At 62.6% G+C, this 286-nt stretch carries 1 protein-coding gene; it reads left to right on the top strand.

Annotated elements, in window-relative coordinates:
* The coding region (locus NTD80_RS03375; RefSeq protein ID WP_262132150.1) for an RHS repeat protein at positions 1-286 on the top strand (286 nt) is incomplete at both ends.

The raw sequence follows: 286 nt of genomic DNA, 5'->3' as shown, positions 1-286 counted from the left end.
CGCTGGCAAGGCCGCGCGGTGTGTCCGCCACTGGGCAAGCTTTTCGCAGATGGACACGCGTTATGCCTGGGATGACCACGGGCAGGTCACGGTGTTTAACGCTGATGGTAGCCAGGAAGTCTACGTGCACGACCAGCGTGCGCGGCTGGTGCAGCGCATTGATCCGGATGGTGCCAAGCATTTCAGATCCTACGACGAAAAAGGCCGGCTGACGGTCGAGCAGGATCCGCTGGGGGCGGTGACGGCGTACCAGTACGACGATGCCGGACGCTTGGTGGCGGTGTTT

The organism is Pseudomonas sp. 13B_2.1_Bac1 (genome assembly GCF_025466155.1).
Classification (GTDB): Bacteria; Pseudomonadota; Gammaproteobacteria; order Pseudomonadales; family Pseudomonadaceae; genus Aquipseudomonas; species Aquipseudomonas aylmerensis.
The sequence above is the reverse complement of the archived record's forward strand: the minus strand, read 5'-3'. Positions and strand labels throughout refer to the sequence as shown.